The organism is Derxia lacustris (assembly GCF_002105195.1).
GTDB lineage: Bacteria > Pseudomonadota > Gammaproteobacteria > Burkholderiales > Burkholderiaceae_E > Derxia > Derxia lacustris.
Genome location: NZ_MUHU01000022.1, coordinates 1 through 8,830, shown reverse-complemented (window position 1 = coordinate 8,830; position 8,830 = coordinate 1). Strand labels below are relative to the sequence as shown.

5 protein-coding genes are annotated in these 8,830 nt (G+C 73.9%); all 5 read right to left on the bottom strand.

Annotated features, from left to right (window positions below; all coding sequences use genetic code 11):
• Positions 1-470 (bottom strand): thiolase family protein (locus B9P64_RS15610; protein ID WP_268877151.1); only part of this gene is annotated, 470 nt, incomplete at its 3' end.
• Positions 471-519: 49 nt separating this feature from the next.
• Entirely contained in the window at positions 520-2,925 is a 2,406-nt protein-coding gene (locus B9P64_RS15605) for a 3-hydroxyacyl-CoA dehydrogenase/enoyl-CoA hydratase family protein (RefSeq protein WP_085317008.1), read from the bottom strand.
• Between the two features lie 35 nt (positions 2,926-2,960).
• Complete coding sequence (locus tag B9P64_RS15600) at positions 2,961-4,802, bottom strand: DUF1302 domain-containing protein (RefSeq protein ID WP_176256852.1); 1,842 nt, start codon at positions 4,800-4,802, stop codon at positions 2,961-2,963.
• 83 nt (positions 4,803-4,885) lie between these two features.
• The gene (locus tag B9P64_RS15595) at positions 4,886-6,616 is read right to left on the bottom strand and encodes a fatty acid--CoA ligase (RefSeq protein ID WP_085317006.1); all 1,731 of its coding nucleotides are present in this window, start codon (positions 6,614-6,616) and stop codon (positions 4,886-4,888) included.
• Positions 6,617-6,690: 74 nt separating this feature from the next.
• A partial coding sequence (locus tag B9P64_RS15590) for a LuxR C-terminal-related transcriptional regulator (protein ID WP_085317005.1) occupies positions 6,691-8,830 on the bottom strand: 2,140 nt, incomplete at its 5' end.

Sequence of the window (8,830 nt, the reverse complement as noted above, 5' to 3'; positions counted from 1 at the left end):
GTCAGGCCCATGCCCCAGGCGATGGCGCGGTGTTCGTCGTCGGCAAACAGCGCGGGGTTGGGCCGGACCTTGTTGCCCATCATCTGGGTCATGACGGTCATGCTTTCCACGCCGGCCGCGATCATCGCGTCGGCTTCGCCGAGGCGGATGCGCGCGGCGGCGTCGGCCACGGCTTGCAGGCCCGAGGCGCAGAAGCGGTTGATCGTCAGGCCCGGCACCGATTGCGGCAGCCCGGCCAGCAGCAGGCCGATGCGCGCCACGTTCATGCCCTGTTCGGCCTCGGGCATGGCGCAGCCGGCGATCACGTCGCCGATGTCGGCCGGGTCGAGGCCGGGCGCGCGGCGCAGCAGTTCGCGCAGCGCATGGGCCAGCAGATCGTCGGGCCGGGCGTGGCGGAAGGCGCCGTTGCGGCGCGCGACCGGCGTGCGCACGGCGGCGACGAGATAGGCGTCCTGGACTTGCTTGTTCATGAGGATGTCCGTGGGTTCGATGCGCGGCGCGGGCGGGCGCCGCGCGGTTTCAGTTGCGCAGCGGCTTGCCGGTGGCGAGCAGGTGACGGATGCGGGCGAGGGTCTCGGGCGTGCGCAGCAGGCGCATGAACTCGGCGCGCTCCACGTCGAGCAGCCAGCCGGTGTCGACGCGGCTGCCGGCGTCGATCTCGCCGCCGCACAGCGCGACGGCGGCGGCATGGGCCACGCGCGCGTCGTGCTCGCTGACAAAGCCGCCGTCGCGCTGGTTGACGACCGCCATGTCGAGCGCGGCGATGCCGGCGCGGCCGGCCACCGGCACCGGTCCGGCGGGCCGCGCGCGCCAGCCGGCCTCGGCCAGCGCGCGGGCGCGGGCCAGCGCCACATGCAGCACCTCGCCGGCATGAAAGACCACATCGTCCGACGCGAGCGCATAGCCCAGATCGCCGGCCGCCAGCGCATTGCCGGCCGCCGTGCCGCGCGAAATGGCGTTGAACGCCGGCTCGATGAAGGGCAGCAGATCGCCGCCGGCCGACTGCGTGGCGAGCGTGGCCGCACGCAGCGCCATGTGCAGACAGCCGCCGCCGGCCGGGATGAGCCCGACGCCGGCCTCGACCAGCCCCACGCGCGTCTCGAAGCCGAACACGCGGTGCGCCGCATGCAGCGCGAATTCGCAGCCGCCGCCGAGCGCCATGCCCTGCACCGCCGCCACCACCGGAATGCGCGCATGGCGGATCGCCAGCCCGGTCTGCTGGAAGCGCGCGATGTAGTCGTCGAGCGCGGCGAACTCGCCGGCGCCGGCCAGCCGCTCGACTTCCTTCAGATCGGCGCCGACCGCGAACGGCGGCTCGTTCCAGATGACCAGCGCATCCAGCTCGCGCTCGGCGCGGGCGATGGCCTCGCGCGTGCCGTCGAGCACGCCGGAGCCGATCGCATGCATGCGCGTCTTGAACGAGAGGATGCCGATGCGCGCGTCATGGCCGGGCAGCGTCCACAGCCGCACCGCGTCGGTCTCGGCCAGCGTGCGGCCGGCGGTGAGTGCGGTGAAGCCGGGTTCGCCGGCCAGCAGCTCCGGAAAGATCTGCCGCGCGGCCAGGGCGCTGGCCGGGCGCGGGATGAACACCGGCACGCCCACGCCGCCCGGCCGCAGCGAGCCGTCGGCGCCGTGCACGCCGTCGGCCAGCGCGCTGTCCGTGACCCAGGCCGGCAGCGGCACCGCGCCGAGCGCCTCGCCACGCTCGATGTCCTCGACCAGCGCGGCGGCGATGCGATGCCAGCCGGCGGTCTGCCAGACCTCGAACGGCCCGGCCGCAAAGCCGAAGCCCCAGCGCAGCGCCAGATCGGCATCGCGCGCGGTATCGGCAATCGCGGCCAGATGGAAGGCGGCGTAATGGAACAGGTCGCGCTGCACCGCCCACAGAAAGCGCGCCTGCGGATGGGCGCTGGCGCGCAGCGCGAGCAGCCGGTCGCCGGCATCGGGCAGGGCGAGCAGGGCTTCGACCTCGGGCGCGATGGCGCCGGCGACGGCGCGGTAGTCGCCGCTGGCCGGGTCGAGCACGCGCAGCTCGCGGCCTTCGCGGCGGTAGCAGCCGGCGCCGGACTTGTCGCCGAGCTTGCCGGCGCTGACCAGCGCGTCGAGCCAGTCGGGCAGGTGCAGCCAGGCGTGCCACGGGTCGCTGCCGAGCTGCTCGCGCTGGCCGGCGACGACGTGCGCGAAGGTGTCGAGACCGACCACGTCGAGCGTGCGGAAGGTGGCGCTGCGCGGCCGGCCGAGCGCGCTGCCGGTGAGCGCATCGACCTCGTCGAGCGCCAGACCAAAGCGTGCCGCGTGATGCACCGCCGCCAGCAGCGCGAACACGCCGAGCCGGTTGGCGATGAAGCCCGGGCTGTCCTTGGCGCGCACCACGCTCTTGCCGAGCCGGCGCGTGACGGCGGTTTCGAGCGCGTCGATGACGGCCGGATCGCTGCCGTCATGCGCGATCAGCTCGACCAGCGGCAGCCAGCGCGGCGGGTTGAAGAAGTGCAGCCCGGCAAAGCGCGGCCGCAGCCCGGCCGGCAGCAGCGCAGCGAGCGCGCCGATCGACAGGCCCGAGGTGTTGCTGGCCAGCACGGTCTGCGCGCCCAGATGCGGCGCGATGCGCTCGTACAGCGAGCGCTTCCAGTCGAGCCGCTCGCCGATGGCCTCGATGACCAGATCGCAGCCGGACAGCAGCGGCAGATGGGCGTCGTAGTGGCAGGGGCGGATCGCGTCGGCGAGCGCGGGGCGGGCCAGCGGCTCGGGCTTCTGCTTGCGCAGCGCGTCGATGGCGCGGCGCACGGCGGCGAGCGGATCGGCGCCGGGCGCGGGCAGGTCGAACAGCAACACATCGAGGCCGGCGTTGGCGGCATGGGCGGCAATCTGCGCGCCCATCACGCCGGCGCCCAGCACCGCGATGCGGCGCGGATTCAGGTCGGTCATGGCGGTGGTCTCGGGAGAGGTGGAGGAGAGGCGTTTCAGAAGCGCGCGCCGAGCGCGATGGCGGCCCAGCCACGGTCGCGCAGCTGGTTGTAGCTGCCGCCGACGGGCTGGTTCCAGGTGAGGTCGGCGCTCCAGCGCTGGCGCAGTTCGGCGCGCAGGCCGGTCACGATGGCGCGCCGGCCCTGGCTGAAGGCGCCGTCATGCGACCAGCCGCGCAGGTCCTGGGCCCAGGCCAGGCTCGGCGCCACGGTGATGCCGTCGGCGACCGGCGTGCGCCAGCCGGCGCGCAGCCGATAGCCCCAGCTCGTGCGGCTCACATAGCCGGCGTTGGCGCAGGACAGCGGCACGTCGGCGCACACGCCGTTGACCGTGCCGACGCCGAACACGTCGGAGCGGCCATAGCGGCGCCGGGTCGCGTCGGGCAGGTCGTGGACGAACTTGACGCCGGCCTCGGCGCCGAGCGCGAGCGGATCGCCGGGCAGCAGGCCGCGCAGCGGCACGGTCGCCGCCACCTGAAGCTGGCTGGCCTTGTGGCGGTCGTAGCCGTGCAGCACCGCGCCGGGCGCGAGCGCATTCACGTCGGCGCGCAACAGCGTGGGCGCGGTCACCGAGGCGACGGCGTTGAGCAGGTCCACCGAGTTCAGCTGCATCGGCTGGTTGGGCCGGTAGCTGGCTTCGGCAGCCAGGGTCCAGTCGTCGGCGCGGCGCGCAAAGCTGATGCCGAACATCCGGATGTCTTCCGGGTATTCGGTGAGATAGCCGGCGTTGAGGCCGTCGGCATTGCCGGGCACGAAGGGCGCGCCGCCGCTGCGGCCGGTCTTCACCGGGCTGACCAGCGGCGTGCGCGAATGCGCCTGCGCGGCGTAGAAGCCGATCTCGCTCTTCAGCTCGGGCAGGCGCCAGCGCAGCGAGGCGCCGAACTGGCCGTCGCGCGCCACGCCGGGCGAGCCCTGGCGCTTGAGATAGCGCCCGGCCGCGACCGAGGCCGGATCGGTGAAGGCGTCGCCGACCATCACGCCGTTGCAGCCGTCGGCCACGTAGTCGGCGCCGGCAAAGAAGGTGCCGCAGCCGTCGAGCACGGTCTTGGCAAAGCCCAGCTGCCAGAAGCCTTCGAGCGTGGTCGCGGGCGTGGGATCGATGCGCGCGAGCAGCAGCGGAATCGGGATGGCGACTTCCTCGGGCAGCGCACCGGGCCGGCGCGACGCGGGCAGATCGACCGGATTGATGCCCGACAGCCCGCCGGCAATCGCAAAGCCGCGACCCCAGTCGAGCGTCTGCCAGCCGGCGCGCGCCTGTGCCGCATGGCCGTCGAGGCTGCCGCGCGCCGACACGCTCGCCTCTTGCATCACCGCGCCGCTGAAGCGCGCGCGCCGGTCGAAGCCGCCGTCGTCGAGGCGCTGGGCGTGGCTGGCGGCGCCCGCATAGCCGGCCGGCCAGTTGCCCCAGCGCTGCTCGTCGTCGGCCAGCGCGCGGTCGGTCCAGGCCTTGGCGCTCAGGTGCAGGCCCAGGCCGTCGCGTTCGGCGTCGAGCGCGCCGTAGGCCTTGAGCATGGTCGAGATGCGGTCGCCACGGTCGAAGTTGAGATTGCCGTCGTCCTGGTTGCGGCCGTGCGTCGCCGCGTGATCGACGCCGGCGAGCGTGGCGTTGGCGGCCGGCAGCAGCACCGGATCGCGGTCGGTCGTGCGCCAGGCGCTGCCGGCGGACAGCGCTGCCGTGGTCTTGATGCGGAAGCCGTCGAGCTCGAAGTCGGCGGCGTGAGCCGGCGCGGCGAAGGCGGCGGCCAGCGCGATGCCGAGCGGCGCCAGCGCGGGCCGGCGGCGCGGCAGATCGGCGCCGCCCTTGGATGCGCGGCCCTCCGCCGCAAAGCCGGTTTGCATTCCACGCGCCCGAGCGCGGGCCTGGACCTTGTCTGTCCTCATTCTTCTTTCCCTGTTTTCTTGTGGTTTTTTGCGGCGGGCGGTCAGCGCGCGAGCACGGTGTCGCGCAGCTTCTTCTTGTTGAGCTTGCCGACGCTGGTGCGCTCCAGCGCGTCGAGGAAGCGGACCGTGTCCGGGATCGCGTAGCGCGAGATTTCGCCGGCATCGGCGCAGGCGCGCAGATGGGCGATCAGCGTCGCCGCGTCGCATTCGGCGCCCGGCTTGAGCACCACCAGCGGCAGCGGCCGCTCGCCCCATTTGGCGTCGGGGATGGCGATGACGGCAGCCTCGGCCACTGCCGGATGGCGCGTGATGAGCGCCTCCATGTCGAGCGAGGAAATCCACTCGCCGCCCGACTTGATGACGTCCTTGATGCGGTCGGTGATCTGGAGCGAGCCGGTCGCGTCCACGCGGCCGATGTCCTGCGTGTGCAGCCAGCCGCCGGCCCACAGATGGTTGGATGCATCCGGCGCATGCAGATAGCCCTGGGTGAGCCAGGGCGTGCGCGCCACCACCTCGCCTTGCGCGCGGTCGTCGTGGGCGGCGTCGTTCAGGTCGGGATCGACGATGCGCAGATCGGCCAGCGGCACGGCATAGCCGGTGCGGGCGCGGCGCGCGACTTCCTCGTCGGTGATGGCGCCGGCGCCGGTCGCGGCCTCGGCGGGCGTGGCACCGGCGGCGATGGCGGCGCTGCGCGCGGCATGCGCGGCCTGGCCCGGATCGCCTGGGCGCAGCTGGCCCAGCGCCAGGATCGGGCAGGTCTCGCTCATGCCGTAGCCGGTGAACACGTCGATGCCGCGCACGAGCGCCGCGCGCGCCAGCGCCGGCGTCAGCGCCGAGCCGCCGATGATCATCTTCCAGCCGCCCAGGTCGTGGTCGGTAGAGCCTGGCGCGTCGAGCAGCATCTGCAGGATGGTCGGCACGCAATGCGAGAAGGTCACGCCCTCGCTGGTCTTGAGCTTGAGCAGCAGGTCGGGCGCATAACGGCCCGGGTAGACCTGCTTCACGCCGAGCAGCGTGGCGATGTACGGCATGCCCCAGGCGTGCACATGGAACATCGGCGTGATCGGCATGTAGACGTCGCCGCGATGCAGGTTCTGGCCGCCCGGGTTGACCGCCAGCGCGCTCAGCACGCCGAGCGCATGCAGCACCAGCTGGCGATGGCTGAAGAACACGCCCTTCGGCATGCCGGTGGTGCCGGTTGTGTAGAAGCTGGTGGCGCGCGTGTTCTCGTCGAAATCGGGGAAGACGTGGGCTGGATTGCCGCCGGCGAGCAGGGTTTCGTATTCATGGCTGGTGCCGTCCGGCAGTTCGGCGACCGGCGTGTCGCTGAGCAGCACCACGCGCCTGAGCTGCGGCAGCCGGCTGCGGATCTGGGCCAGCAGCGGCAGGAATTCGGCATTGATGAGCAGCGTCTCGGCGCCGCAATGGTCGACGGTGTAGGCAATCTGGTCGGGCGACAGGCGCACGTTCACGCTCATCAGCACCGCGCCCAGCATCGGCACCGCGAAATAGCTTTCGAGATAGCGATGGCTGTCCCAGTCGGCGACCGCCACCACGCTGCCCGGCGCCACGCCCAGCCGCGCGAGCGCGCTGCCGAGCCGGCCGATGCGCTCGCCGAGCTGGGCATAGGTCTGGCGATGCTCGCCGCGATAGACGATTTCCTGCCCCGCCGACTGGCGCAGCGGCGCCAGCAGCAGCTGCTTGATGAGCAGCGGAAAAGCGTAGGCCGAGGGGGCGGCATGGCTGGCGCCGCCGGTTGCGTGATCGGACATGAAGGTCTCCTCCCATGAGCGGCCCGCGCCGGTTTGTGGAAGGGTCCGGGCGTGGCCGTGAAGCGTTGCGCAGCTTAGGCAGCGCGCGGCGGCGGCGGCACTCCCCGAACGGGGGGCAGGGTTGGCACCGATCGGGGGGCGCCGCCCACCAGGCCCAGCAGCAGCGCGCGCCGCACCGCCTCCTGCCTGCTGCCGACGGCGAGCTTGGCGAAGATGTTCTTGAGGTGCCACTTCACCGTCTCGGGCGCGATGCCGCCGAGGCGGGCGATCTCCTTGTTGCTCAGGCCGTCGGCAACGTGACCGAGGATGTCGAGCTCGCGCGCCGACAGGCCGGCGCCGGGGTCGATGCCGCTGGCGGCGCTGACGAGGCGGCGGGCTTCGTCGCGCAGGGCGAGGGCGGGCGAGGGCGCGGTTGGCGGCCGGCCCAGCCCGGCGCCGAGGTCGGCGAAGCTCGCGGCCAGCCCTTGCCGCTCGGCGAGCGGCAGCAGCGCGGCCATCTCGGCCACGGCCTCGGCATGCGCGCCGCAGGCGTCGAGCGCGAGCGCCAGCAGCAACTGCATGCGCGCCGCGCGGTACAGAAAGCCCGCGCCGCGCGCCTGCGTGGCGAGGCGACGGAACCACGGCAGCGCCTCTTCGGCATGGCCGCCGTGCAGCAGCAGCGTGGCCTGCGCCTCCTGCCAGGCGAGCCAGGTTTCGAGCCGGCTGTTGGGCTGGGCCGGCGGATCGTCGGGCAGCTGGCCGACGGCGGCGCGGATGGCACCGCGCGCCGCATCGAGCCGGCCGGCGGCGCAGAGCAGATGCACCCGCTCGGCGAGGCAGAGCGCATGCAGGCGCGGCCAGCCGCGTTCGGCGGCGGCGCGCTCGCCGCGGTCGAGCACGGCGAGCGCGCCGGCCAGATCGCCGCGCGCCGCCGCCTGCCGCGCCGACACGGTGCAAAAGCGCGCCAGCGAGCCGAGCGCGGCGACCGCAAACGCGGTGTCGTCGCGGCCGTGCAGCAGCGCCGCCACCTCGGCCGCTTCGCCCTGTTCGTGCAGCACTTCGGCGAGGTAGCCGGCCGGCAGCGCGGCGGCGGCCGAGAGCGGGCCGGCGCCGGCTTCGGCCAGCGCGAGCGCATGGCGCAGCAGCTGGCGCGCGCCGTCGAGGTCGCCGGCGGTGATGAGCGACAGGCCGCGCATCGCATGCTGGTACACGTCGAGATAGAGCGGCGCGGGCGCGGCGCGGCTGCCGCTGTCGCAGGCCAGCGCCTCGGCAAAGCGCGCCGCCGAGCACAGGCCGAAGGTGCGCGCGACCAGCGCGGTGCGCTCGGTCCAGCCGCCGGGCGCGGGCCGGGTGGCGAGCGCGGCGTCGGCGCGCGCGATGGCGGCGTCGCTGCGGTCGCTCAGGCCGTCGATGATCGCGGCGACGGCCAGGCATTCGCCGGGCGTGTCGGCGTCGGCGGCAAGGCGGGCGGCGCCGAGGTCGGCCTCGATGTCGGCCAGCGTCTGGCGCGCGCGGCGCAGGTCGAGCGCAAAGGCCAGCGCCCAGGCCTGCAACAGCCGCAGTCGCAGCGAGCGCTGGCGCAGCCGCAACGGCAGCGCGCCGAGCCAGCCGGCCAGCGTGGCGACCTCGCCGGTCTCGACCGCGCGCTGCGAGAACTGCTCGGCCCAGCGCGCGGCGAGCGCGTCGTCGCCGACCGCGAGCGCCTGGGCCACGGCTTCGGGCCAGTGGCGGTTGGCCACGAACCAGTGCGCGGCGCGCCGGCGCAGTTCGGCTTCGCGTGCCGGATCGCGGTGGCGCAGCCGGGCGCAGAGGTGCTCGGCGAACAGCGCGTGAAAGCGGTACCAGCCGTCGCCGAGCGGCTTGACGAACAGGTGCTGGCGCGCGAGCCAGTCGAGCGTGCTGCGGCTGTCGCGGCGCGGGCCGAGGGCATCGCAAAGCCCGGCGGAAAAGCGCGCGAACGGGGCGGCGTCGTGCAGGAAATCGACCGTGGCTGGCGGCAGCCGCGCGAGCACGCTGTCGGCGAGGTAGCACGCGAGCGCCGGGTTGCTGCCGCCCTGAGGCGCGGCGGGTTGGCCGGCGCCGGCGCGGTCGGCCGGGCTGTCATCGGCATCGGGCGACAGGGCGGCGAGCACCAAGCCGGTGACCCAGCCTTCGGTGCGCTGCCAGAGCGCGGCGACGGCGTCGGCGTCATGTGCCGAACCGGGCCGGTGGCGCCGCGCTCTGGCAGCGCACCGA

Excerpts from the sequence above, each read along its gene's own strand:
- B9P64_RS15600 (WP_176256852.1), bottom strand. The coding sequence starts at position 4,802 with ATGCAAACCGGCTTTGCGGCGGAGGGCCGCGCATCCAAGGGCGGCGCC.
- B9P64_RS15605 (WP_085317008.1), bottom strand. The coding sequence starts at position 2,925 with ATGACCGACCTGAATCCGCGCCGCATCGCGGTGCTGGGCGCCGGCGTG.
- B9P64_RS15595 (WP_085317006.1), bottom strand. The coding sequence starts at position 6,616 with ATGTCCGATCACGCAACCGGCGGCGCCAGCCATGCCGCCCCCTCGGCC.